Here is a 26,616-nt window from a genome sequence, read left to right as displayed (position 1 = left end):
TCCTTTACTATGTGTACGAACATTTTAATGGATGTTGGTTTAGGATTCAATTTAAGAATTTGAATGTATTCTAAATATGCGAAAAATGTTTGATTTTATAAATAAAACGGCAATAAAAAGTAACTGACTTGAAGAATAACTGAATTACTTAGTGCATAGAATATTTCGTAATAAGAAATTATATTTGAAATACGAATGTTACTCTTTTTAATCTCCATTGCTAACGGATAATTTTTTTGCAGGAATAACATTCAATGGAGGAAGAACGAATCTCCACTCATTGAAGGAAGCTTTACTTTAATCTATTTCTTTTATAGTTTCCCCTTTAATTAAATCTGGTTGATAATAATGCTCTTTAGGTAAGTCTTTCTTTCCTTGTAATTTCCTAATAACCCAGTCTGCTGCATCATTTCCCATTTGTTCTTGGGGGTGCGTCAAGGTTGTAAGTTTGATATTCGCATTTTGAGCAATATATGAATTGTCCTGTCCAATAATAGATAATTCCTCTGGGATGGATATCCCGAGCTGTTTACATAAATTGGCAACAACTAAACCAACCTCATCGTTATAGCATACAATTGCAGTTAAAAAATCTCTATTCTCACTAATAAAATCTTTTAAGTCATTAGATAAGTTTGCTTTTGTTTCTGTATTGTAAGAGAACACATTTTCAGGTTGAAAACGCAATTTTGTTTCTCCAAGAGCTTTAATATACCCTTTCATCCGGTACTTTCCTTGTAAATCATCCTCTTTTGAAATAAGACCAATCTGTCTATGTCCTTTTGAAATCAACTCTTTGGTTGCGAGATAACTGGATTGTACATCATCTAAACGTAAAAATGGTACATCCAATTCTTCATAATAAGCATTAATCATAACGAAAGGAATATCTTGCTCCATAAGTAATAAATAATAGGATATATTTGGGTTATATAAATTACTCTTCGTTGGTTCAACAATTAAGCCATCTACTCCATAAGATAGCATCATCTCTAATGCTTTTTTTTCTTGTTCTACATCATTGTTTGTACTAGCTAATAGTAAAGAATAATTATCTTCATTTAGTCTACGTTCAATGCCTCGAATAATCGATGGAAAAATATAATCAGAGATGTAAGTCGTAATTACACCAATTGTTTTTTTGTTACTAGTATTTCCGCTAAGTTTAGATTGATAAAGGTTGCTTACATAAGTGCCGGATCCTTTTTCACTTCGTAAAAACCCTTCATTAGACAATTCTAGAATAGCTTTACGGACAGTGTGACGACTTACATTATACCTATGTTGCAAGGCGGATTCTGTAGGAATTTTTTCTAATACATTGTATTCTCCTGAAATAATTTTACTTTTCATATCGTCTATGATGACTTGATACTTAGGTTTCATGAATAACACTTCCTTTTTGTTCGTGCCTGAACGTCCTGTTGAGATACTTGTATGTACATATTTTGACATAGTTTCGAAGTGTTGAAAAGAAGATAGCTGTTTCTAGATATCAAATGAAGGTTTAGAGAATTAATTTTTTCTAGAAATAGAAAGCTGAATAAATAACTTGTTCGTATATATTTATTTGTGTTTGACAAATGTACGCACAAGTTTTAAACTGTACTTAATCAGAGTGAATAAATACCACGAATTAAAAAGAAAGCGCATAATTTTTCATATTAATTTATGAAGACGCTATCAGAGGGGAGATTAACTTGGAGAAAAATCAAGCACAAATCAAAGAGTTGATTGCTAAGGGTGAAACGTCACTTGGTATCGAATTTGGTTCTACTCGAATAAAAGCAGTTTTAATAGATAATGAATTTGGAACAGTAGCTTCTGGTAGTTTTGAATGGGAAAATGATTTAGAAAATGGTTTTTGGACGTACAACTTAGTTGATATAGTAACAGGACTACAGACAGCTTATAGTGAAATGAAACAAAATGTAGAGCGAGATTATGGCATTACTATCCGTACGATAGGTTCTGTTGGAGTGTCTGCAATGATGCATGGATACATGGCCTTCGATAAAACTGGAGAGCTATTAGTGCCTTTCAGGACATGGCGCAATTCAACAACAACTGTTGCAGCAGAAGAACTAACGGATTTATTCCATTTCAATATTCCAGAAAGATGGAGTATTGCTCATCTTTATCAAGCGATATTAAATGAGGAAAAACATCTCCCTCGTATTGACTTAATTACAACTTTATCCGGTTTTATTCATTGGTTATTAACTGGAGAAAAAGTGATTGGTATTGGTGATGCTTCTGGGATGTTTCCAATAGACAAATCAACGAAAGACTATAATCAGCCAATGATGGAACTATTTAATAAAAAAATTGATAGTAAACAGTACCCGTGGCAATTGAATGACATCCTTCCAAATGTTCTTAACGGGGGAGAAGAGGCAGGTAAACTAACTCAAGTTGGAGCGGAAATTCTTGATAAATCAAAAAATCTACAACCAGGAATACCGTTTTGTCCACCCGAAGGTGATGCGGGTACGGGGATGGTCGCTACCAATAGTGTAAGGAAGCGCACAGGAAATGTCTCTGTAGGAACTTCGGTATTTGCCATGATTGTGATGGAAAATGAACTTGAGAATGTTTACCCGGAAATTGATATGGTGACGACACCGAGTGGTAGCCCAGTTGCAATGGTTCATGCCAATAATTGCTCGAGCGATCTCAATGCCTGGATTGGTTTGTTCCGTGAATTTTATGAAGCGATGGGGCAGACTGTGGATACAGATCAATTATTTGAAGTAATGTTAGGGGAAGTGATGAAAGCGGATCCAGATGGTGGTGGTTTACTTAGTTACGGATACCTTTCAGGGGAAAATATTACAGGAATAGAAAAAGGGCGACCGTTATTTGTCCGCTCTCCGGAAAGTAATTTTAATCTAGCAAACTTTATGCGAACACACCTATTTACAGCATTTGGTGCTTTGAAAATTGGAATGGATATTTTGACGAAAGAGGAAAAGGTTTCAATTGATTCCATCCTAGCACATGGTGGCTTATTTAAAACGCCATTAGTAGGGCAGAAGATTGTATCTGCTGCTATGAATGTCCCAGTATCTGTTATGGAAACAGCTGGAGACGGTGGAGCATGGGGAGTTGCGATTCTAGCTTCTTACATGAGAAATAGACAACAAAATGAGAGTTTAGAAGAATTCCTTGATGGAAAAGTCTTTAAAAATGCATCTGCGAAAGAAATTTATCCTGATGGAATAGATGTGGAAGGCTTTGAAAAGTTTATGGAACGTTATAAAAAAGGTTTAGCCATAGAAGAAGCTGCAGTAGACAATTTTAAAGAATAAATGAGATAGGAGGATCCGACATGTTAGAACAGTTAAAAGAAGAAGTCTTTCAAGCAAATTTAGATTTGCCTAAACAGGGCCTTGTTAAATATACATGGGGAAACGCTAGTGCCTTTGATCGTGAAAGTGGTTTGTTTGTCATAAAACCTAGTGGTGTTGATTACGAAACAATGAAAGCCAGCGATATGGTTGTTGTTGATTTAGAAGGAAATGTTGTCGAAGGGGAACTAAATCCTTCATCTGATACAGCAACTCACGCTGTCCTTTACAAACGTTACCCTGAACTAGGTGGCATTGTTCACACGCATTCTACCTGGGCAACTATCTGGGCTCAAGCAGGTCTTGATGTACCGGTGATGGGAACTACACACGCAGATACCTTTTATGGTGCGGTACCTTGTGCTCGATTTTTGACTCAAGAAGAGATTGACCGTGGGTATGAGGCTGAAACAGGACATGTAATTATAGAAACTTTTGAAGAACGTGGACTAGATGTGTTAGAAATCCCAGGTGTTTTACTTCATGGTCATGCACCGTTTACTTGGGGTAAAGATGTTAAATCAGCAGTTGTAAATAGCGTGGTACTAGAAGAAGTGGCAAAAATGAATTTGTTTGCTCGCGAACTAAACCGGTTTGCACCGGAATTGCCGAATCGGATTTTAGATAAACACTATTTACGTAAGCATGGTGGAGATGCTTACTACGGACAAAAATAATAGAGCGATACAATTAAACTATGAAAAGAGGATGAATATGTTAACGATAAAAGATAAAGAATTTTGGTTTATAGTTGGCTCTCAACAATTATACGGAGAGGAAGCTTTACTAGAAGTGAAAGCGCAAGCACAAACAATTACAGATGCGTTAAATAAAAGTGGTGCTTTGCCATATCCGATTATTTTAAAAGATTTAGCTATTAACGCTGATCAAATTACCAATGTGATGAAAGAAGTGAACTATCGAGATGAGGTTGCGGGTGTCATTACATGGATGCACACATTCTCACCTGCAAAAATGTGGATTCGTGGAACAAAACTATTACAAAAGCCTTTACTCCATTTAGCGACACAGTTTAATGAAAGTATACCATGGGATACCATTGATATGGATTTCATGAATTTAAATCAATCAGCACACGGAGATCGTGAGTATGGATTTATCAATGCAAGATTAAATAAACAAAATAAAATTGTAGTCGGTTATTGGGGTAAATCTGAAGTGCAACGCCAAATTGCAGAATGGATGGATGTTGCAGCAGCATATAATGAAAGTTTCAATATTAAAGTTGCTCGATTCGGTGATAATATGCGTAACGTTGCGGTTACGGATGGAGATAAAATTGAAGCACAAATTCAATTTGGTTGGACAGTAGACTACTTTGCAATTGGTGATTTAGTTCAATATGTCAATGCTGTAAAAGAAGAAGAAATTGATGCATTATTTGCAGAGTACAAAGATTGTTACGAGTTTGATTATGGAAATTACAGTAAAGAAGCTTGGGAGGCAAGTGTCAGAGTCCAAGCAAGTTACGAAATTGCCATTAAACGTTTTCTTGATGACGGTGGTTACAATGCCTTCACATCTAACTTTGAAGACTTGTATGGGATGAAGCAACTTCCTGGGCTTGCAGTTCAACGATTAATGGGACAAGGTTATGGATTTGCTGGTGAAGGCGACTGGAAAACGGCAGCTCTTGATCGTTTATTAAAAGTAATGAGTCATAATCAATCTACTGGATTTATGGAGGATTACACGTATGAGTTAGCTGAGGGTAAAGAGGCTATCCTTCAATCACATATGCTTGAGGTAGATCCAACCTTAGCATCCAGTAAACCGAAGATTACTGTTTTTCCTTTAGATATTGGTGATCGCGAAGATCCTGCCAGACTAGTATTTGATGGAAAAGCTGGAGACGGTATCGTTGTCTCAATGGCTGACTTTGGTACGCATTTTAAACTTCTTATTAATGAAGTTACAGCGTTTGAGCCAACTACTTCTGCTCCAAACCTGCCAGTAGCTCGTGTACTTTGGGAAGTAAAACCAAATTTCCAAGATGGGGTGAAGGCATGGATAGAAAATGGTGGAGGTCATCATACAGTTGTGTCATTGAATTTAACTACAGATCAAATTGTGTCTTACGCTAAACTTGTAGGTTTGGATTATATAATTATTAAGTAATATAAAAAACATCCAGGGAAGTAACCCTTCCTTGGGTGAATATAGTAATTTAAATAAAAAAATAAATGCAGCTTAGATAGTAGACAGAAAACCCATATTTATAGAAAATATGAAAGCGTTTAATATATCGAAAATAGATTATCTTTAATTTTGTTAGCGTTTTATTAGTGGGACTTCTGAGTTTAAGCATTATAGGAGTGAATGTTAATGATTCAAGAAAAGAAAATATCAAGTAAGTTCATTTATTTTTTTGGGGCTTTTGGTGGTATTCTCTTTGGTTATGATATTGGTGTTATGACAGGGGCTTTACCTTTTCTACAAAGCGATTGGAATCTTCAAAACGATCCTACTGCAATAGGGTGGATTACGTCTTCGTTAATGCTAGGTGCTATATTTGGGGGTGCACTGTCTGGTCAAATATCTGACCGTATAGGAAGACGTAAAATGATTTTAATAGCTTCTATTATATTTGCGTTAGGTTCGATAATGGCAGGGATATCCCCTCATAATGGTATTTTATTCATGATTGTTTCACGCATTATATTAGGACTTGCTGTTGGAGCTGCTTCAGCTTTAGTACCAGCATATATGTCTGAGATGGCGCCTGCGCGTCTACGTGGACGTCTATCAGGAATTAATCAAACGATGATTGTTTCAGGAATGTTGCTGTCGTATATTGTTGCGTTTGTATTAAAAGATTTGCCGGAAACAATGGCTTGGCGATTAATGCTTAGTTTGGCAGCGGTACCAGCGTTGATTCTATTTTTCGGGGTATTAAGATTACCAGAATCACCTCGTTTTCTAATCAAAAATAATAAAATTAATGAAGCGCGTAAAGTATTAAGTTATATTCGTCCTAAAGAAAAAATTGAAAGCGAAATTTCTAAAATCCAAGAATCTTCTAAATGGGAAGAAAAAGCAAGTCAAAAAACATCTTGGGGTACACTGTTAAGTGGTAAATATCGTTATCTAGTAATTGCTGGTTTAGGTGTTGCTGCTTTTCAACAATTCCAAGGTGCAAATGCTATTTTCTATTACATCCCACTCATTGTAGAGAATGCAACGGGAAATGAAGCAAGTTCAGCTCTCATGTGGCCGATTATTCAAGGGGTAATTCTAGTTCTAGGTTCACTACTATTTTTACTGATTGCTGACAAGTTTAATCGACGTACGTTATTAACACTTGGTGGAACTGTTATGGGATTATCGTTTATTTTACCAGCGATATTAAATCTTGTAATTCCAAATGCAAGTCCAATGATGATAGTTGTATTTTTAAGTATTTATGTTGCTTTTTATTCATTCACATGGGCTCCTTTAACATGGGTGATAGTAGGAGAGATCTTCCCACTAATTATTCGTGGACGTTCGTCAGGGTTAGCTTCATCGTTTAATTGGATTGGCTCTTTCCTGGTTGGATTATTATTCCCAATTATGGTTGCTTCAATGGCACAAGAAGCAGTATTCGCAATCTTTGGTGCGATTTGTCTGTTAGGTGTACTATTTGTTCGATTATGTGTCCCTGAAACTCGTGGTCGTTCACTGGAGGAAATTGAAGAGATAGGGGAAAGTAAACACCTTCAAAAGAAAACAGTTTAATTAATGTTGAATTTTTTATAGAGGTGAATCAATTTCATAATTAATATATTTGGTGAAAAATCCGAATGTTGCGCTGTTTGATTTCCATTGACGGACGCTTTTTCGCAGGCACGGCTTCAGCTAACTTGAAAAGAAGAACACTTTTCAAGTGGTCCTTTAGCTCGTGCTGTTCCTGCAGGAGTCTCCGTCTTTCATCTCAATCAAAGCCAGCATATTGTTATAATCCGAACATTAATATATAAATATTACAAAATGTTCGCATTTTAAATTAAACCTAGCATTTATGAAATAGAATCAGATTATAAAAAACGGTCGGGTGCATACCGGCCATTTTTTTGGATAAAAGGAGACAGTTTGTATATTTTTAAAGTTCTTAAGTTTTAATTGAAGTAGTGGTATCAACTATAAATGAAAGAAGCGTTCAATCCAAATGGCTGGGTAGAACGCTTCTTTTTTATCTTATTCGGTTTACACCTCAAATTGCGCATTTTATGTCAGAAAAACTAACATATTATGTTTACATTATGGATAATAAATGAGGTAAAGGTTTAACTTTTTGTCCAATGTTAGTCAATGGCATCCATTTTATAATAGAATACTATAGTTAGAATTTTCTAAACTATATAACTCATTAGTTCCTCTTCGTTGCACTCAGTCAATATCATTTCTAGTATTTCACTTCCTTAATAATGAATAAAAGACTTTTGGTAGTTGTATTCTATGTTGAATGCAAATGTCACTTTTTCTCACATTACTGTGTTTACCTTAATGAAGGAGGTTTATCATTGAGTAATTTATTAAAGCATCTTAATAATGTTAATTCTACACAAGAAAACTTTATGGAAGCAAAACCGAGTTTTAATCAGCAAGAAGCTTTAGATGAAGCGAATCGATGTCTTTATTGTTATGACGCACCTTGTATTACTGCTTGTCCAACAGACATTGATATTCCGACGTTTATTAAGAAGATTGCCTCAGGAAATATGAAGGGATCAGCTACCACGATTATGGAATCGAATCCAGTAGGTGCTAGTTGTGCACGTGTTTGTCCTACAGAGGAACTCTGTGAAGGAGCTTGTGTATTAAATCATTCAACAAACCCAATTCCAATTGGTGATTTGCAACGTTTTGCTACGGACTGGGCAATTAAAAACGAGGCAGAGTTATTCAAATCAGGTAAAAAGAATGGGAAGCGTATTGCTATTGTAGGAAGTGGGCCAGCTGGACTTTCCGCAGCGCGAGATTTAGCTCGTTTAGGTTATGAAGTCACTATCTTCGAAAAGCGAAGTGAAGCTGGAGGATTGGATACATTTGGGATTGTTCCGTTCCGTTTGCCAAAAGAGATTTCTCTATGGGAAGTGGAACAAGTGAAAAACTTAGGTGTACAGATTCGGACGAATATAGAAATCGGTAAAGATATCCTTGCTGAGGATTTAATTGAAAATTATGATTCCATTGTACTTGCTATTGGTATGGCAGAAGTGCCGAAGCTGGAGGTTGAAGGTGAAGAACTTGATGGTATTTATGATGCCATTGATCTAGTGGAACGAACAAAACATGGAATATATGAAGAAGAATTTGTTAATCAACGAGTTGCAGTGATTGGAGCTGGAAATACCGCGATTGATGGGGCAACGACATCCATACGACTTGGAGCAGATAATGTGAAGATTTTATATCGTCGTACAGAAGCGGAAATGACTGCGTATGATTTTGAATATGATTTTGCAAAACAGGAAGGTGTGGAATTTCGGTGGTTGACGACTCCAAAACGGTTGATTGGAGATAGTGATGGTCACGTTAGGCAACTAGAATGCATTCGAATGGAGTTACAAGATGCCGGTGAAGATGGACGAGCAAGGCCTGTTGAGATTCCTGGATCAGAATTTCTAATGGATGTCGACCTTATTGTAAAAGGAATTGGACAAAACAGACATGTTCAGATGATTGAGAGTTTCGGTTTAGAACATGAAGGCGGAGTGGTGAAGGCAGATTCAGAGACATTTATTACGAGCAATCCAAAGGTGTATGCAGTAGGAGATGTCATCTTTGGTAAAGGTGTAGGCGAAGCAATGGTTGTATCTGCTGCTCAACAAGGGAAAGAAACTGCGCTAGCTATTCATCAACGTTTTCAAGAAAAAATCGAGAGTGCATAACAGAAGGAGGATGAATCATGGCTGATATAAGTATCAATTTTGCTGGCATTCAATCGCTGAATCCATACTGGCTTGCTTCTGCGCCGCCTACGAACACAGGATATCAAGTGCAACGTGCGTTTGAAGCAGGTTGGGGTGGGGCTGTATGGAAAACACTAGGAGAACCTATTTTAAATGTTACTTCACGTTTTGGAGCTACACACTTTAATGGACAAAGGGTTGCAGGGTTCAATAATATCGAACTTATCTCAGATCGACCGTTGGCAGTTAATTTAAAAGAGATTTATGAAACGAAGCAAATGTATCCCGACCGAGTAATTATTGCTTCTTTAATGGTAGAACCAAAACGAGAGAAATGGTACGAAATTGTCAAGAAGGTAGAGGAAGTTGGCGTTGATGGAATTGAATTGAATCTCGGTTGTCCGCATGGTATGTCGGAACGTGGGATGGGTTCTGCAATTGGTCAGCATCCAGATTTAGTGGAGATGACGACTCGATTTGTCAAAGAAGCAGCTACTGTTCCTGTCATTACGAAATTAACTCCGAATATTACGGATATCAGAGAGACAGCCAAAGCTGCCGTTCGTGGTGGAGCCGATGCGATAAGTATGATTAATACGATTAATAGTTTAATAGGTGTCGACCTGGATACATGGGATACGATACCGAATGTAAATGGAAAAGGAGCTCATGGTGGATACTGTGGACCAGCTGTAAAACCAATTGCTTTAAATATGATTGGAGAAAGTGCACGGAATCCAGAGATTAATATTCCGATATCTGGAATAGGCGGGGTTTCAACTTGGCAGGATACCGTGGAGTTTATGTTGATGGGCGCAGGAGGTGTACAAATCTGTACAGCTGCCATGCATCATGGATTTCGTATTATAGATGATTTAACGGAAGGGCTATCGAATTATTTAGATGAGAAAGGAATTGAGAGTCTGAGTGAGATTGTTGGTGCTTCCGTGAATAAATATACCGATTGGAGCAATTTGGATTTAAATACGAAGGTTGTTGCACGTATTAATAATGATATTTGTATTAATTGTAATAAGTGTCATATTGCATGTGAAGATACATCGCATCAATGTATCGATATGCTAAAGGATGGAGATGGGAATGACTATCTACAAGTTCGCGAGGATGACTGTGTCGGCTGTAATCTCTGTTCTATCGTTTGTCCGGTAGAAGGAGCTATCGATATGGTTAATCTTACTTCAACTGAACCACCGATGTCATGGAACGATCGAGAATCAGCAATAAGTATGCTTCAAAGAAATTCCTGAAAATTTTTAAAAAAAGGAGGAATTAGCAATGAAGAAAATTATTAAGAACGGAACGATTGTGACAGCGGCAGATACGTATCAGGCGGATATTTTAATTGAAGATGGGAAGATAAAAGCAATTGGAAATGATTTAAGTGATGTTTATGCAGAAGTGATTGATGCGACTGGACAATATGTCTTCCCAGGTGGAATTGATCCACATACACATATGGATATGCCATTCGGAGGAACGACAACAAAGGATAATTTTGAAACGGGAACTATTGCAGCTGCTCATGGCGGAACAACAACTATTATTGATTTTTGTTTAACAGAAAAAGGAAATACATTGAAGAGTGCACTAGATAAGTGGCATGAAAAATCGAATGAACGTAGTGTGATTGATTATGGTTTTCACTTGCAAATCGTAGAAGCTAGTGAAAATGTTCTCAAAGAGATACCGAGTGTTATAGAAGAAGAGGGTGTTACATCATTTAAAGTATTTATGGCGTATAAAAATGTCTTCCAAGCTGATGATGAGACCCTATTCCAAACGTTAGCAACTGCTAGAGATAACGGAGGGCTGGTTATGGTGCATGCGGAGAATGGAGATGTCATTGAGCATTTGACAAAAGAAGCTCTTAAACAAGGAAATACCGATCCGATTTATCATGCGTTAACTCGGCCACCTGAATTAGAGGGAGAAGCAACAGGGCGTGCAGCGAAACTAACAGCGCTTGCTGATGCGCAATTATATGTCGTGCATGTAACTTGTAAAGAAGCAGTGGATCAAATTGCTGATGCTCGCAGTAAAGGATTCCGTGTATTTGGGGAGACCTGTCCACAATATCTTGTGCTAGACCAATCTTATATGGAAAAAGAAAACTTTGAAGGTGCAAAATACGTTTGGTCTCCTCCGTTACGTGACAAGTCCAATCAGGATGTACTGTGGAATGCATTGAAGAGCGGACAATTACAAACGATTGGGTCTGATCACTGTTCTTTTGACTTTATTGGACAGAAAGATTTAGGGAAAGATGATTTTACAAAAATACCAAATGGTGGACCATTTGTAGAGGACCGATTTAGTGTTCTCTTTTCAGAAGGAGTCAAAAAAGGACGTATATCGTTAAATCAATTTGTGGATATGATCTCTACACAGGCTGCTAAGTTATTTGGTCTATTTCCGCAAAAAGGAACAATTGCGCCCGGAAGCGATGCTGATATAGTTCTTTTTGATCCAGATGCGGAACGCTATATTTCAGCAGAGACACATCATATGGCAGTTGACTACAATGCGCTAGAGGGAATGAAGGTGACTGGAGAGCCGGTCTCTGTATTATCTCGTGGTGAATATGTCATTAAAGATAAACAATTTGTAGGAAAGCCAGGTATGGGTAATTTCTTGAAACGCTCCACATTTAATAAAGCAATACAAAAAGAGAGTGTAGTAACAAAATAAAAATTACTACCATTGAATTTATAGCTGCTTGATTGATTCATCAATGAAGCAGCATTCTTTTTGAACTGGTCTGCAATAAAAATTAAACAGAATGATTTAAATAAGTAAAGTATGGGAGGAGGTGCTCTTAATGCAGAAAAAAACAAAAAAGCATTCATATTTAAAGTCGCCAGATTTACTTCCGATTCATCATGAGAAGAAATCCATTGGTGTAATTGGGTTCTTTGCAATGTGGGTAGGGATGGCCATTCTTTTGGCTACATTTGATATAGGAGCTGCGGGAATACAAGAAATTCCACTTACCTGGGTGGTACTTGCCACATTAGTTGGATGTATAGCAATTGGGGGCTTTATATCTCTTATTGGTGATATTGGCGTAGAACACGGATTGGCTTTTCCGGTTTATATGAGAGCACCATTTGGGATCATCGGTACGCATATTCCCTCGTTAACACGGGCGATTACTGCTTCTTTTTGGTTCGGGATAAACACTTATTTTGGTGCTACTGCAATCAATGCCATCATGAATACAATGGTAGCAGGATTCGATAATTGGCTTTTATGTTACATTATTTTTGCACTTTTTCAATTAATCAATACCGCTTCGGGGATTAAATGGATAGAGCGTTTTGCTGACATATCAGCACCACTTATCGTTATTTTCTCTCTGATTATCTACCAAAACTTAACCGGAGAAATTAATGCACAGGGAGAAAATGTATGGGCATGGGTGTCTAGCCCAGTAACTGGAGGGGCTGCTGTAACTGCATTTATGGTTGTCATATTTGCGAATATGGGATATTGGGCAACACTTGGATGTGACATTCCGACAATCTCAAGGTACTTTAAAGCTCCTAAATATGAACGGAATTGGTTCAAGCGAAATAAAACAACTGTCGTTGGAAGTCTAATTGCCCTTCCTCTAACAGAGGCATTTATGATTATGATCGGAGCTGCAGCATTTATTGTTTCTGGAACATCGAATCCCGTAACAGCATTACAAGAGACCGCTTCAGGATGGATGCTTGCAATGCTTTTACTTATGATTGTTTTAACTCAATGGTCTACCAATACAGCTGCGAATATACTGCCTGCAGCTGCGGTGTTTTCGAACGTCTTTGGTCCAAGAGTTTCTAATGTTATTTCTGTATTTGTCGTTGGGATAATTGGTAGTGTTATACAGCCGTGGAGTGTATATGAAGTTCTAACTCAAGTGCTGTTAATCATCGGGGCGGTCTTATCGTCTGTGAGCGGTATTCTCTTTGCTGATTATTATTTGCTACGAAAACGCCGAGTGAATGTCCCAGATCTTTACAAAAATAATGGTCAATATCAGTATTCCAAAGGTATTAACGTCGTTGGGTTTATCTCCTGGGGCATTGGTGGGGTTATTGCTACATTGTTTATGACCTATTCATTTATTATTGGATTTGTTGTAGCGGCTGGTGCTTACTATGTGTTGGCGAAATATTGGTATTTTAATAAATACCCGCAAGCAGAAATAATTAATCCGAGTGATGCAGATTACTTAGGGATTACTGTTGGCAGGGACTGGACAATCGAAGACAATGAAGCGGAAGATTCTAATTCGGTTCATAAGCTAGTTTAATGAAAACTTCATGTTGGAGGGATAAGAAGATATGTCAACCTATCAGGAATTCATGGATGAAAAATTGAAAATCGATGCGTTTATTAATGATGGTTATACGATTCATTTAATCAAAGGTACATTAGAAGGGGATATCGTTGAATTTACGAAGACAGATGATATTGCGGATAAACAATCGATACTACTTAAAGATGCGAATAGTAGAAAGTATGTGACGACAATCTTAATCAAGAAGCAATTACAGAAAAATTAATTAGAAAAGGGTGTAAAGATGGAAAAACAACAAGTACTAATTAATGGAGAACGGTTAAAACAAATGATAGAGGAGTTTGCAGATTATGGTAGAACGGAGAATAACGGTGTTACACGATTAGCACTTTCAGATGTAGATATTCAGGTGAGAAATCACTTTAAAAATCTCTGTGAAAACCTAGGATTGACGGTGAAATGGGATGACATGGGAAATATGTATGCGAGATTAGATGGTATCGATAATGGTAAGCCACCCGTTGTTATTGGTTCTCATCTTGATTCTGTAAAAAAAGGTGGCCGGTTTGATGGTGTTCTTGGGGTATTAACTGGTCTTGAAGTAGTACAGACAATGATGGAGAATGATATAAAGCCGCAGATTCCGATTATTGTAGCGAATTTTACGAATGAAGAAGGAGCGCGATTTGAACCATCCATGATGGCATCGGGCGTAATATCGGGGAAATTTGATAAAGGAAAAATGCTAGCATCCACAGATGAACATGGGATAACTTTTGGAGAAGCGTTGAAGAATAGTGGATTTGTAGGGGGAAAAGAAAATCGCTTAGATGAGGCTACTGGACTAATTGAGCTTCATATCGAGCAAGGCCCAGTACTGGAAAAGGAAAAATTTGAAATAGGGGTCGTAGAGTGTGTAGTAGGAATGTGTTGTTATGAAATTGAAGTGACAGGTGATTCGAATCATGCCGGTACGACACCGATGAATATGCGAGAAGATGCACTATTCGCTACCAATAGTCTCATTAATGAAATCCGTGAAAAAATGAGTAAATTGGATTCAGAACTCGTGTACACAATTGGTAGAGTGAATGTTAGTCCTAATATTCATACAGTAATCCCTAATAAAGTTGTATTTAGCATAGAATCACGTCATAAAGAAGTAAGTGTAATCAAAGAAGTTGAGGAAATTATTCAAGGATTATCTCATTCAGTACCTAATGAAGTATGTAAAGTTAAGACAACCAAATTATGGGATCGTGATACGGTGTGGTTCAATGATCAATTAGTGGAATCTATCGAAAAATCATGTAAATCTCTAAATTACTCTTATAAACGAATGCCGAGTGGTGCAGGACATGATGCGCAGTTTATCGCTACTTATCTACCAGCGGCTATGGTTTTTGTGCCGAGTGTAAATGGGAAGAGTCATGCTGAAGATGAGCTAACCTACTGGGAAGACTGTGAAAAAGGTGTGAATGTCGTCTTGCAAACCGTGTTAGATCTAATTGGTTTTTAGGGTTAAGAAATAAGAAATGTTGAACTAGAAGGCCATATTATTCTTATTTATTCATTTAATTACATTTACTTTAATCAGTGAGGGTATACAAATTGCCCCCACTGATTAAATATAATTTCTAAAGCATTCAAAATATGTTGACTAAGCTATTGAACTAAATAAATAAGCTATTATAGTTTAATGCTTTATGATGAACCGATTTTTTTAAAAATTTATAGGCAGCTAATGCTAATTCAATGGCTTGACGATTAACTGGTTCCATGAAATCTTCACCTAATAGTTGTTCAATTTTCTCTAGACGGTGATATAGCGTCTGTCTGACGATAAATAGTTGTTCAGCAGTCTCTTTTTTAGATCCTAAACAATTAATATACGTAGAAACCGTCTCCAGTAATTCACTTTTAGTATCTTTGTCATGAGCTAAAATAGGCCCTAAATATTCTTGGATATAAGCCTCTAAAAAATGTTGCTGCGGATTGTCTAATAGAATACGATACACACCAATTTTTTCAAAAAAATACGTTTGGAGAAGGTTGAGGGATTGAATAATCGTAACAGTTTTGGCTTCACGGTAGCTTGTAGATAAGTGATTATAATCATGCTTTAAATTACTAATTCCAAAAGTATATGCATCGCCATTAAATACATTTTTCTCTTGTATCTGTTTCATTTCTTCTACGGTGTTTATAAATCGTTCTGTATCTTTTTTTGCTTCTATATGCTTATAAAAGGAAGCAATCACTGCAATTTCATTTCTGCTCACGGACATGGCAGGAATGAAGCCAAATCTTTTAAAAAGAGAGCGAATAATCATCGTTTGTTGTAACTTTACTTCTTCCCAATCTTCCTCTTTTGCTTGGTTTGGATGTTGGAGATTGATAAGCACTAACCGATAATTTAGGTTTTGAGCTGGTTCTGGTAAGAATTTTTGATTACTTGAGGAATAAAAATGGTTTCCTTTTAAAAGGGAACGAACAATTTCTTCTTCTTGATTTTGTTTACGTTCTTCCACGGTTCTGTTTCGAAGCATAATTTGGGCAATAGCAAGTAGGACTCTATCAATCATTGAAAGGGCGAACTCATCTACATCAATGGAGGAACTTTTTAGCCATAGGTATCCCCATGTATGACCAAGTCCTTTAATTGGAAAAAGAAAATAATAATGATTGTCATAGACATGTGTTTCAAACGAATGGCCTGCGCTTAACGTCTTTTCGAAAGATTGAAGGATCGGAACATCGTCTTTCATCATCGGAGGATAGTAGTGGGACTTGATTTCATCAGTAACGAGTGCGACTGGATGGTTTAATTGAAGATATAATTCTCGTAATATTTTTATGATTCCATTTGGTAATAAAGAAAGTTCATTAATTTTTTGTGAGAATGAATTTAGTTGATGAAGCATTTGATGATGTTGGTTAATGATTAAGGTATGGAGATCTTGGGTAATATCGACAAATTTTACAATCTGTTCAAAAATGATGATGGGAAATTCATAGCTATTTCCGTATGAGATTATGTCAGGATGGATACTTCGGACATGGGTTCCAAGTTCTATACAGATTCCAGAAACACTCTTACTACGTAACTTTTCAATAAAACCAACCCCCTCAGGAGAGTCGAAATTTGTGCCCGATCCGGTGGTTAGAATTAGCTCTCCACCGTTGATCAGTGACTCAACATCACCGACCTCTAATATGTGGGTCCATTTAATTTCTTGATCCAATCCATTGATTCCAGCAATTGGCTTTGCATGTTTAAACAGTTCTCTTTTTAGTATATCGGATATTCTTACTTTCCACTTTTCCATATAAAGGCCACCTTTCATATCGTTAATGTTTTTATTAGAAGATGTGACACATTGTAAAGTGAATACAAAATTAAATCGTAATAGAATTAATTATGAAATATACAAAATAATATGTCAAATTAGAAAGTTAAGAATTTAACGTTTTGTAAAAAAGAAGAGAGGTATCTTTTTCTAGCGAAATAGTTACATTCTTATGTACGTTCTACACTCTAGTTTCGAAATGAATTTTTTTAAGAAAGGAATGAGTTATATTGAAATCTATTAAGAAAGTATCAAATGTATCTGATCTTACGTCTAGAGATAGGAATTCAATTTGGCATCATATTTCTCCTTATAACGTGAAAAATCCTCCGATGGTTGTTGAAGAAGGGAAAGGATCTTGGATAACTGATGCTCAAGGGAACCGGTATTTAGATGGAATGTCGGGTCTTTGGTGTGTAAATGTTGGATATGGTCGTGAAGAATTAGCACTAGCAGCATATGAACAAATCAAAAAGTTAGCTTATGCACCAATGACAATGAGTCATGAACCAGCCATAGAATTAGCAGAGAAGGTAAATGAGATGCTAGATGATGATTATATGATTTTTTATTCAAATAGTGGTTCTGATGCAAATGAAGTTGCATTTAAAATGGCACGACAATATCACCGGCAAAACGGTGAAGTAGATCGTCATAAATTTATTTCACGTTATCGTGCGTATCACGGAAGTTCTATGGGAGCTTTATCAGCTACAGGGCAATCAATGAGAAAATATAAATATGAACCGCTTATACAAGGATTTTTACATGTGTCTCCACCAGATAATTATCGTAAACCAGATAGCATCACGGAAGAAGATTATAACCTCCAACGAGCGGAGGAACTGGAAAATACAATTATTTGGGAGCAAAAAGAAACAATTGCTGCAGTAATCATGGAGCCAGTCATTACAGGCGGAGGTGTCCTTATTCCACATCCAATTTATGTGGAAAAAGTCCAAGAAATTTGTCATCGACATGGTGTGCTTCTCATCATAGACGAGGTAATCTGTGGATTTGGAAGAACAGGGAAAAAGTTTGGGCACCAGCACTTTGGTATAAAACCAGACATCGTAACGATGGCTAAGGGGTTAACAAGTGCTTATCTACCGTTATCTATTACTGCCGTTCGGAAAGATATTTATGAAACATTTAAAAATGGAGATGATACCAGTCATTTCCGACATGTAAATACATTTGGCGGGAACCCGGCAGCATGTGCATTGGCGTTAAAGAATATCGAAATTATGGAACATGAAAATTTATATGAACGCTCGGCAGAATCAGGAGACAAACTTTTACAAGGATTAGATGATTTGAAGAACCATCCTTTTGTAGGGGATTTACGTGGGATTGGGATGATTGTCGGAATCGAGTTAGTAGAGGATAAAACAACAAAAGAACCTGCATCGAAAGAAAGATTAGCAAAAATTATTTCTGATTGTAAAGACAATGGACTGATTATTGGTAAAAACGGAGATACCGTGGCTGGATATAATAATATCTTAACATTGAGCCCACCACTTTCTAGTTCTGAAGAAGATGTAGAGTTTATGATTGCTGTACTGCAAAAAGTATTCTCAGAGAATCAATCATAAGGAATTAGATATCATGTAGGAGGTAATATCAAATGGAATCTGTAACCTTAGATACGATTAATCATTATATTAATGGACAAAAAGTAAAAGGAAAGAGTGATCAAGTTGGTTATGTTTACAGTCCATCAACAGGGAAGAAAATTGCGGAGGTTCCTTATGCGACAAAAGAAGAAGTAAATGAAGCAATTCATTTTGCTAAACAAGCTGCTAAAAAATGGGGCAATACTTCTATAGGGAAACGAGTAGAAGTATTACATCGCTTTCGACATTTAATAGTAGAACATACAGAAGAATTAGCACGATTAATAGGTTTGGAAAATGGCAAAACAATCTCGGATGCGAAGGGGGAAATAGGAAGAGGGATTGAATCTGTTGACCTTGCTATCGGAGCACCACATATATTGAAAGGGGAACACTCTGCCAATGTGGGTGGTGAAATTAACGCTTATTCTATTAAGCAGCCTTTAGGAGTAGTAACGTGTATTTCTCCATTTAATTTCCCTGTGATGGTACCGCTTGCGATGAGCACAATGGCTGTAGCCGTTGGAAATGCAATGATTTTAAAACCATCTGAAAAGGTACCTTATTCTGCTTTATTTCTATCTGAACTCTGGGAACAGGCTGGACTGCCAAAAGGTGTATGGAATGTAATTAATGGAGATAAAGATACGGTTCAAGAAATAATCACACATCAAGATATCGAAGCAATCAGTTTTGTCGGTTCTTCAAAAGTCGCTGAAATTATCTATGAAACTGGTACAAAACACCATAAGCGCGTGAATGCATTTGGTGGCGGGAAAAATCATATGGTTGTCATGCCAGATGCAAATTTAGATAAGGCTGTTGATTCCTTTATCGGAGCTGCATATGGATCAGCATCACAACGTTGTATGGCTATCTCCACTGTCATGCCAGTAGGGGAACAAACAGCGGAAACATTTAAGGAGAAACTAAAAGTAAAAGTAGAGAAATTACAAGCTGGATCATTTGATGATGAACATGCTGATTTTGGAGCTGTTATTAGTCAAGAAGCGAAACAAAGCATTCTACGTGACATTGAAATGGCTCTCGAGGAAGGTGCGAATATGCTTGTGGATGGTAGAAATCCAGATGTAGAGAATAAAGAAGGGTTCTATCTGGGAGCAACACTTCTAGATCAAGTAAAACCAGATATGAAAGTATATATAGAAGAAGTATTTGGTCCTGCAAGAATAGTTGTAAATGTTGAGACACTAGAAGAAGCAATTGGTTTAATCAATGACCATCAGTATGGAAATGGAGTAACTATATTCACCAATAGTGGTAGGGATGCACGTAAGTTTACACAAGAAATCGAAGTAGGCATGGTGGGTGTTAACGTACCAATACCAATTCCTGTCGGATACTATAATTTTGGAGGATGGAAATCTTCCAGGTACGGTGAAGGTCAAATGTTCGGACCTGATACGGCAAGATTTTTTACAAAAACAAAGACAATATCAGAAAGATGGTTTGATCAAGAAGAATCAGATGAATTGACATTTGATTTTCCGGGTACGAAAGATTGATTGATTCTATAAGAGTGTTGACTGGGATAATAGTATGACGACTGTTTAAGAAATATATTCCACTTATCCAGTGGTGGCTGGTGAGCCGCCGAATGTTTATGTATCGGGGACTCACCTATGCTAGCTCCCACAGGAATATCTGTAGAATTCTTTCGTTTGTTTTAGCTATCAACCGTCTTTTGATCAAAACCTTTTAGCGTTCTAACCTTACTGTATTATCCAATAAACCGCTTCGTTATTTCTTTTGGTCTAGTTATAGCACCACCTACTACGCACGCATAGGCACCAAGTGTTATACATCGTTTGAACATTTCTGGAGTTATTATATTTCCTTCTGCAATAACCGGTATTTTTACTTCTGATAATATGTTCTTAAGAAAACTAAAATCATTATCATACAATTTAAAATCAGAAGTATCTTTTGTATAACCATATAGAGTGGTAGAGATACAGTCAAAGCCTAGTTTTTCTGCATTCTTTGCTTCTTCTATAGTCGCTACATCTGCCATTAGTTCAACATTGCTATTTAATTGTTTTGTATAATCTACTAAATCTTTGAGTTTGATATTATTTGGACGATTTCTTGTAGTAGCGTCTATAGCAATCATTTCACAGTTACTTTCCAATAGCTCATTAATTTCTTTATAAGTAGCAGTTATAAAAACTTCACTGTCATTATAATCTCTTTTAACAATACCTATTACTGGAAGATTAACCTCTTTTTTTATTTCCATAATATCTTCTTTTGAGTTAGCTCTAATTCCTTTTGCACCACCTTGTTTTGCAGCAAGTGCCATTTTTGACATAATAAAGGAACTATGCAATGGTTCTTCAGATAATGCCTGACAAGATACAATCAAGCTATTTTTAATTTGATCTAGCATATTTTTATCATCCTTTTAAAAAAAATAGTAAAGCTGTCCCTTATACATCTATGTGTAATAATCGGCAATAATTAGATATATTATGAATAAACCAAGTAGCTACATACAGCTCTAGTGTGGACGCAAATGTAGATTGAAACAATTTAATTATTCCACGATTTCATATTTATTATAATACACTGAAATAGCTCATGGAAAGGGATTAGAGTGATCACACATGTTATGAATTGTTTTATTTTGAGATATCGTCCTCTTGAGATCTACTAGTATGATAATCAGGATAAATCATATATTCCTCATTTTAAAGAATGTACGCATCTTCTTCATAATTCTTAAGCTATTCTACACGTAATTTTATCTTTAGTTAATTCTCTTTGTCATGGTGTTAACAAAATAATATTATGTTGAATCATTGACAAAGTAGATTCAGGATTCTAATATTTAAATAATATATATTAATTTTTCTGATTTTTTTATAAAACAGTAAATAGAGAGAGGTAGTTAATATGGAAAAACTTTATCAATCCCTAGATTCCCTTTATGAAGAAATCGTGCAACTACGACGATATCTGCATCAATATCCGGAGCTTTCATTTCGAGAAGTACATACTCCAAGGTATATTGCAGAATATCATGAGAAGTTAGGTCATCGAGTTCGTACAAATGTTGGTGGAAATGGAGTTGTTGCTTATTTAGAAGGAGGTAAGCCAGGGCCGACAGTTGCAATGCGAGCTGACTTTGATGCATTACCGATTAAAGAAGAAACAGGATTGTCTTTTCAATCTAAAAATGATGGAGTTATGCATGCATGTGGGCATGATGCACATACGGCCACACTTTTAGGGCTTGCAAAAGCATTGAATGGGATAAAAGAAGAATTAAAGGGTACCGTTGTTTTTATTCATCAGCATGCAGAAGAGGTTATTCCTGGTGGAGCAAAATCCATGATTGAAGGGTGTTCGAGACTTGATTGAAGCAGAAATGAAAAGAGTAGTTTCTGCGACCTGTGAGTTGTCTGGTGCTAAAGGTATCCTACATTATCGTAGAGGGTACCCAACCCTTGACAATCATGAAAAAGAAACGCTATTTGTCGCAGAACTAGCAAAAGACATCCCTGGAGTAGAAGTGGTGCAAGAATCACCTCAAGTTATGGGTGGTGAAGATTTTTCTTATTACCTTCAACAGGTGAAAGGAACATTTTTCTTTACGGGAGCTGAGATAAAAGGAAGAGAAGAGTCTTATCCACATCATCATCCTAAATTCGATATTGATGAAAGAGGATTACTTATTGCGGCAAAAGTGTTAGGAAGAGCTACATTAACGTATATGCAAGAACATAGTAAGAGTGAGAAGGTAGTAGAGTTATAGATTTGGAAACTAAGAGCTGAGATTCTAATAGAGTCTCAGCTTTTTTTCGGTAGTTTTTCACTCTAATCTGCCATGATAATGGCAGTAAAGTATTTTTATTTCCTTTTATTTGGTTTATCATTTAGAATTTCTCTTAGCTCTTTAATCTCATTCTCTGATAAATTGTCATCTTCCATAAACTGAACAAGCATTGATTTGACAGTTCCTCCATAAATACGTTGGATAAATGATTTTGCTTCTGCTTTTTGACATTCGTCTTGAGAATAAAGTGGATAAAACGTATAGATTCGTTGATTCTTATTGACTCCAATTACATTTTTCTTAACAAGACGATCTAGTAAAGTTCGAACTGTTTTTGCTTTCCATTCAGTTTTCTTTTGTAAGGAATAGATTACTTCATTCGCTGTTTTTGGTGATGATTCCCACAAGACATTCATTACTTCCCATTCCGCTTCTGAAATATTAGGGACATCTTTACTCATATAAATTCTCCTTCAATTTCCTAATAGTATATTTGCTTATCTCTAAGGATGGATAATGTAATCTCTGTTGCTCTGCTACCAGTTGCATTTGCTATATCCTGAACGTTTGTAGCAAAAAAATATGTCTTATTATGGGTTTCTACAAAACCGATAAACCATCCATTGATATCTTTTCCGTTTATATTTCCAGTACCAGTTTTTCCATATAACGTTACGGCCTCTGTCTCTTCCACTTTTAAAGCATCTTTCACAGATTGAATATGTTCTTCTTGAAAATCAAATGCATTATTATAAAAAGATTGGAGTAACTCCACTTGCTCTACAGGAGATATTTTTAATGAAGACACTAGCCAGTGGTCGTCAATACCGCCAGATATATCTTCATTACCGTAGTTCATATATGTTAAGTAATCCTTAATTGTATTTAGCCCAGATGCCTTATCAAGTGTTTGGAAATACCAATTAACAGAATAGGTTAACGCAGATGTCAGTGTTTGATCCTGATTCCATTGTTCATAGTTTTGTTCTACACCATTCCACTCAATTGTATTATCTTCACTTGTTATAATACCTTCCTCTAATGCGATTAATGCACTATAGATTTTATAGGTAGATGCTGGTGAAACCCGCATTGTACTCTTTTCCTTATTGTAAATTAAAAATTCATCTTCTCGTAAATCATATAACACAAAGCTCCCATCACTCTCGTTAAAATAAGAGCTTAAATCTTCATACATTACTTTTTTTGCTGTGAAATTTTCATATTGGTTGCTGTCATGAGCTAATACGGAAACGAATGGAATAAGACTAGTAATCAATAAACCGACTACAATAAAGATAATCATACTTTTTAATTTCAACAGTTTCGATTCTTTTTGAAAAGCCATAATTTCTTCCAATCGTTGTTTTACCTGTTTCTTTGAACCATTGAATTCATTGGTTAAATGGTTATAACGTTTTTTTGCTGTGAAATCGATGAAGTTAATCATGGCTCTGCCGTATTTTATATTTTGTTCATAGTCGTCAAGCATATTTAAAACAGAGGTATCACAAGCTATTTCACGATCTAAGCGCATCTTTTTAAGTGCTATCCATACCAAAGGGTTGAACCAATAAATAATTTGATAAAACATCATCAAGTAATTAGTGTGAATATCCTTATATTTAACATGATGTAATTCATGTAAGAAGATATGTTGTAAATCTTCTTTTGACATCTGATTGTCTATGTGACTTGGTAATACGACATAGGTATGAGTGAAACCAAAAGTTACGGGTGATTGAACAGATGAAGATGTTCCTAATGTAATATCTTTTGAGATGTGTAGTTGTTTTTTACAGCTTTCAAATGTTGCAGTTACATCTTTATTTTTTATTTTATCAATAGATATTTTTATTTTTCTTAATTTAAGCCATGCTTGAATAGCGAAAATAGTAAAAATAAAAGTTCCACATATCCATATTAGCATTAGTGAAATATTTACGAAATCAGGACTAGACTGATTTACCGATACGCTGAAATCTTGCATCCAGTTTGAGTTCATAGCAGAAGTTGTTTCATTATGATCTAAATTAGCTCTACTCCAAGAAGAAGGTAGATTATTCTCAAAAGGAATTGACAATTGAATTGTATGTAAAAGTTGACTTGGCAGAAAAGGAATTGCTAGTGCGACGAGTAGTAAAAACCATATGTTATATCTCCACTTAGAGGACATCTGTCTATAAAATAGTTTTCTAGTGAACAAAATAATTGTAATTGTGACAGTTGAAATGATAAATCCAATTACTAGGAAGTCTATAAACATTTTCTCGTCTCCGTTTCGATTATTATTACATTTGTAATATTTAGAGTGTAGCACTCTAATATGTAGTATTCAATAATTATAAATTATTGTTGACCTATTAAGATTACATATGTAATATAAGATTACGGATGTAATCTAAAACTTTCAAGGAGGGAACTCGATGATGAGTATTTTAAAAAGAAGTAGCGTACTACTACTACTATTAATGTTAGTAGGAGCAGTATTGATGGCGTGTTCGAAAGAAGCAGAAAGTAAAGAAGAAAATCCAAAAGTAGTTGAAGAGAAAACTGATAAAGGAAGTGAGGCCTTTAAAAAATTGGAAGACGAATTTGATGTAAAGTTAGGTGTGTATGCCATCGATACAGGGTCAAATAAAGAAATTAATTATCAAGAAAATGATCGGTTTGCGTATGCTTCAACATTTAAACCTTTGGCTGTTGGGGCCATTTTGCAAACAAAGTCAGATCCAGAATTGCAAGAAGTGATTAGATATACCGAAGAAGATTTGGTTACGTATTCACCAATTACGGAGAAACATGTGGATGAAGGCATGACTCTTCTAGAAATTTCCGATGCAGCGATTCGTTATAGTGATAATACTGCTGCAAACCTTCTTTTAGAAGCCATAGGTGGTCCTGATGAATTAGAGACTAAGTTAAGAGATATTGGTGATGAAATAATTGAAGTAGATCGTTATGAAACAGAATTAAATGAGGCAACTCCAGGTGATATTCGTGATACAAGTACACCGAAAGCAATGGCAAACAGTCTTCAACAATATGTATTAGAAGATGTGCTAGATGCAGATAGAAGAGAAATTCTTACAAACATGCTTATCAACAATACGACAGGTGATGCGCTAATTCGTGCCGGTGTACCTGAAGGTTGGACTGTTGGAGATAAAACTGGAGCAGGAGGATATGGAACGAGAAATGACATTGGTATCATTTGGCCAGAAGATAACGAAGAACCAATTGTTATTGCAATAATGTCTAGTCGCGATGTAGAAGATGCAGATTATGATGATAAATTAATAGAAAAAGCGACGAAGGTAGTGGTTAAGGAGTTAAGTAATTAACTTGATTTAGTAATAGCTAGTAGACTTAAAATTCTAGTTTTGTCTGGAATGGAACTATTGGTACAATAATTAAAAAGGGTATCTAAAATGAGATTAAATTTCTCTTTTTAGAGAAGGGGAAGGGGAAAACATTATGGATTTAGGTTTGCATGGGAAATCAGTAATTGTTGCGGCTTCTAGTAAAGGGTTAGGAAAGGCGTCTGCAAAGCAATTTGCTGCAGAAGGGGCAAAGGTTATTATTTCGAGTCGTAATCAAGAAGAATTAGAGAAAGCACAAGATGAAATTCGTTCAGTAACTGGAAATCACAATGTGAACTATATTGTTTGCGATATTACTAATCCAACGTCTGTAAGAGAATTAGTGTTAAAGACAATTGAATTAAATGGAACTGTTGATGTTCTTGTTAATAACGCTGGAGGTCCGCCTGCCGGAAACTTTGATAGTGTAAGTGATGAGGATTGGACCGGTGCATTTGAATTAAACTTACTTAGCTTCGTGCGTTTAATAAGAGAAGTATTGCCTCATATGCGAAAACAGGGAAGTGGGCATATTGTAAATATTGCTTCATCGTCTATTAAACAACCTATTGATAATTTAATCCTATCTAATACATTTAGAGCAGGAATTATTGGTTTGGCGAAGAGTTTATCACAAGAATTAGCCCCGGATAACATTTTAATCAACACGATTGGGCCAGGGAGAATTGGAACAGATCGTGTAAAGCATTTAGATGAATTTGTAGCAGAACAGCAAGACATAAGTTATGAAGACGTAAAATCAAAAGCGGAATCATCCATTCCAATAGGACGCTATGGGAAGCCCAAAGAATTCGCCAATTTAGTAGTATACTTATGTTCGGGTGCCAATACGTATATAACTGGACAATCGTTATTAGTTGATGGCGGTATGGTGAAGGCGTTGTAGATTTCATC

At 36.1% G+C, this 26,616-nt stretch carries 21 protein-coding genes; 16 read left to right on the top strand and 5 right to left on the bottom strand.

Annotation, left to right across the window (positions count from 1 at the left end; genetic code table 11):
* Positions 1-297: 297 nt before the first annotated feature.
* Entirely contained in the window at positions 298-1,386 is a 1,089-nt protein-coding gene (locus C794_RS15110; RefSeq protein WP_017797996.1) for a GntR family transcriptional regulator, read from the bottom strand.
* Positions 1,387-1,700: 314 nt separating this feature from the next.
* On the opposite strand from C794_RS15110, the gene C794_RS15105 reads away from it, so the two are divergent.
* The 10 genes from C794_RS15105 to C794_RS15060 all read left to right on the top strand — a co-directional run bounded on the left by C794_RS15105 (position 1,701) and on the right by C794_RS15060 (position 15,090).
* Positions 1,701-3,311, top strand: a complete 1,611-nt coding sequence (locus C794_RS15105) for a xylulokinase (RefSeq protein WP_017797995.1) — start codon at positions 1,701-1,703, stop codon at positions 3,309-3,311.
* A 20-nt stretch (positions 3,312-3,331) separates the two neighbouring features.
* Positions 3,332-4,027: an L-ribulose-5-phosphate 4-epimerase gene (locus C794_RS15100; protein ID WP_017797994.1), complete on the top strand. Its 696-nt coding sequence runs from the start codon at positions 3,332-3,334 to the stop codon at positions 4,025-4,027.
* Positions 4,028-4,064: 37 nt separating this feature from the next.
* A complete protein-coding gene (araA, locus tag C794_RS15095) occupies positions 4,065-5,489 on the top strand; it encodes an L-arabinose isomerase (RefSeq protein WP_017797993.1) in 1,425 nt (474 codons plus the stop codon).
* A 207-nt stretch (positions 5,490-5,696) separates the two neighbouring features.
* The gene (locus tag C794_RS15090) at positions 5,697-7,088 is read left to right on the top strand and encodes a sugar porter family MFS transporter (protein WP_017797992.1); all 1,392 of its coding nucleotides are present in this window, start codon (positions 5,697-5,699) and stop codon (positions 7,086-7,088) included.
* 839 nt (positions 7,089-7,927) lie between these two features.
* Positions 7,928-9,244: an NAD(P)-dependent oxidoreductase gene (locus tag C794_RS15085; RefSeq protein ID WP_051042535.1), complete on the top strand. Its 1,317-nt coding sequence runs from the start codon at positions 7,928-7,930 to the stop codon at positions 9,242-9,244.
* Between the two features lie 17 nt (positions 9,245-9,261).
* Entirely contained in the window at positions 9,262-10,533 is a 1,272-nt protein-coding gene (gene preA / locus C794_RS15080) for an NAD-dependent dihydropyrimidine dehydrogenase subunit PreA (protein ID WP_017797990.1), read from the top strand.
* A 28-nt stretch (positions 10,534-10,561) separates the two neighbouring features.
* On the top strand, positions 10,562-11,974 hold the full coding sequence (hydA, locus tag C794_RS15075) for a dihydropyrimidinase (protein ID WP_017797989.1): 1,413 nt from the start codon (positions 10,562-10,564) through the stop codon (positions 11,972-11,974).
* Between the two features lie 130 nt (positions 11,975-12,104).
* Positions 12,105-13,583: an NCS1 family transporter gene (locus C794_RS15070; RefSeq protein ID WP_017797988.1), complete on the top strand. Its 1,479-nt coding sequence runs from the start codon at positions 12,105-12,107 to the stop codon at positions 13,581-13,583.
* Between the two features lie 31 nt (positions 13,584-13,614).
* Positions 13,615-13,836 carry a hypothetical protein gene (locus C794_RS15065; RefSeq protein WP_017797987.1) on the top strand — a complete coding sequence of 74 codons (222 nt, stop codon included), beginning with the start codon at positions 13,615-13,617 and terminating at the stop codon, positions 13,834-13,836.
* A gap of 18 nt (positions 13,837-13,854) precedes the next feature.
* On the top strand, positions 13,855-15,090 hold the full coding sequence (locus C794_RS15060; RefSeq protein ID WP_017797986.1) for a Zn-dependent hydrolase: 1,236 nt from the start codon (positions 13,855-13,857) through the stop codon (positions 15,088-15,090).
* A gap of 154 nt (positions 15,091-15,244) precedes the next feature.
* Here the strand turns inward: C794_RS15060 and C794_RS15055 are convergent, their stop codons facing one another.
* On the bottom strand, positions 15,245-16,900 hold the full coding sequence (locus C794_RS15055) for a PucR family transcriptional regulator (RefSeq protein WP_017797985.1): 1,656 nt from the start codon (positions 16,898-16,900) through the stop codon (positions 15,245-15,247).
* A 251-nt stretch (positions 16,901-17,151) separates the two neighbouring features.
* On the opposite strand from C794_RS15055, the gene C794_RS15050 reads away from it, so the two are divergent.
* Both C794_RS15050 and C794_RS15045 read left to right on the top strand, forming a co-directional pair.
* Positions 17,152-18,519: an aspartate aminotransferase family protein gene (locus tag C794_RS15050; protein WP_017797984.1), complete on the top strand. Its 1,368-nt coding sequence runs from the start codon at positions 17,152-17,154 to the stop codon at positions 18,517-18,519.
* 32 nt (positions 18,520-18,551) lie between these two features.
* Positions 18,552-20,066, top strand: coding sequence for a CoA-acylating methylmalonate-semialdehyde dehydrogenase (locus tag C794_RS15045; protein WP_017797983.1), 1,515 nt, complete (start codon positions 18,552-18,554; stop codon positions 20,064-20,066).
* A 215-nt stretch (positions 20,067-20,281) separates the two neighbouring features.
* On the opposite strand, the gene C794_RS15040 is transcribed toward C794_RS15045, so the two are convergent.
* Positions 20,282-20,950: an N-acetylmannosamine-6-phosphate 2-epimerase gene (locus tag C794_RS15040; protein ID WP_017797982.1), complete on the bottom strand. Its 669-nt coding sequence runs from the start codon at positions 20,948-20,950 to the stop codon at positions 20,282-20,284.
* A gap of 506 nt (positions 20,951-21,456) precedes the next feature.
* Here C794_RS15040 and C794_RS21380 point away from each other — a divergent pair.
* Both C794_RS21380 and C794_RS21375 read left to right on the top strand, forming a co-directional pair.
* Positions 21,457-21,924, top strand: a complete 468-nt coding sequence (locus tag C794_RS21380) for an amidohydrolase (protein WP_051042468.1) — start codon at positions 21,457-21,459, stop codon at positions 21,922-21,924.
* Positions 21,917-22,318, top strand: coding sequence for a M20/M25/M40 family metallo-hydrolase (locus C794_RS21375; protein ID WP_051042465.1), 402 nt, complete (start codon positions 21,917-21,919; stop codon positions 22,316-22,318). The genes C794_RS21380 and C794_RS21375 overlap by 8 nt, the downstream gene beginning before the upstream one ends.
* A 95-nt stretch (positions 22,319-22,413) precedes the next feature.
* Here the strand turns inward: C794_RS21375 and blaI are convergent, their stop codons facing one another.
* Positions 22,414-22,800 (bottom strand): penicillinase repressor BlaI, encoded by a 387-nt coding sequence (gene blaI, locus C794_RS15030; protein ID WP_017797981.1) that lies wholly within the window; start codon positions 22,798-22,800, stop codon positions 22,414-22,416.
* Between the two features lie 20 nt (positions 22,801-22,820).
* A complete protein-coding gene (locus tag C794_RS15025) occupies positions 22,821-24,605 on the bottom strand; it encodes a BlaR1 family beta-lactam sensor/signal transducer (RefSeq protein WP_017797980.1) in 1,785 nt (594 codons plus the stop codon).
* Between the two features lie 160 nt (positions 24,606-24,765).
* On the opposite strand from C794_RS15025, the gene bla reads away from it, so the two are divergent.
* Both bla and C794_RS15015 read left to right on the top strand, forming a co-directional pair.
* The gene (gene bla / locus C794_RS15020; RefSeq protein ID WP_017797979.1) at positions 24,766-25,683 is read left to right on the top strand and encodes a class A beta-lactamase; all 918 of its coding nucleotides are present in this window, start codon (positions 24,766-24,768) and stop codon (positions 25,681-25,683) included.
* A gap of 133 nt (positions 25,684-25,816) precedes the next feature.
* Complete coding sequence (locus C794_RS15015) at positions 25,817-26,608, top strand: SDR family oxidoreductase (protein ID WP_017797978.1); 792 nt, start codon at positions 25,817-25,819, stop codon at positions 26,606-26,608.
* Positions 26,609-26,616 lie beyond the last annotated feature (8 nt).

The sequence above is a fragment of the Oceanobacillus kimchii X50 genome, from assembly GCF_000340475.1.
In the GTDB taxonomy this organism is placed as follows: Bacteria; Bacillota; Bacilli; order Bacillales; family Amphibacillaceae; genus Oceanobacillus; species Oceanobacillus kimchii.
This window is presented reverse-complemented; position numbering and strand designations above follow the sequence as displayed.